Origin of the sequence: Pseudomonas sp. SIMBA_041, assembly GCF_046535095.1 — a bacterium.
GTDB classification, from domain to species: Bacteria; Pseudomonadota; Gammaproteobacteria; order Pseudomonadales; family Pseudomonadaceae; genus Aquipseudomonas; species Aquipseudomonas mucoides.
Window position 1 is genome coordinate 1 of record NZ_JAWRXJ010001068.1, and the last position, 208, is coordinate 208.

Consider the following 208-nt stretch of genomic DNA (forward strand, 5'->3'; position numbering starts at 1 on the left):
TCGGCGATGCATCGTTTCACTGCTGAGTTCGGGATGGGATCAGGTGGTTCCAATGCTCTATGGTCGTCAAGAAATTCTGTGACCAGCCCGTTACCGCAGCAACGTGCCAGCAAAAAATGGTGACTTCTACTAAAACAAAACCCCTACCTGCATACGCAGATAGGGGTTTCGGAATTTAATCTTGACGATGACCTACTCTCACATGGGG

1 rRNA gene is annotated in these 208 nt (G+C 49.0%); it reads right to left on the bottom strand.

Annotated elements, in window-relative coordinates:
* A 5S ribosomal RNA gene (gene rrf, locus SB725_RS34385) occupies positions 1-71 on the bottom strand; the annotation flags it as partial.
* Positions 72-208: the final 137 nt, after the last annotated feature.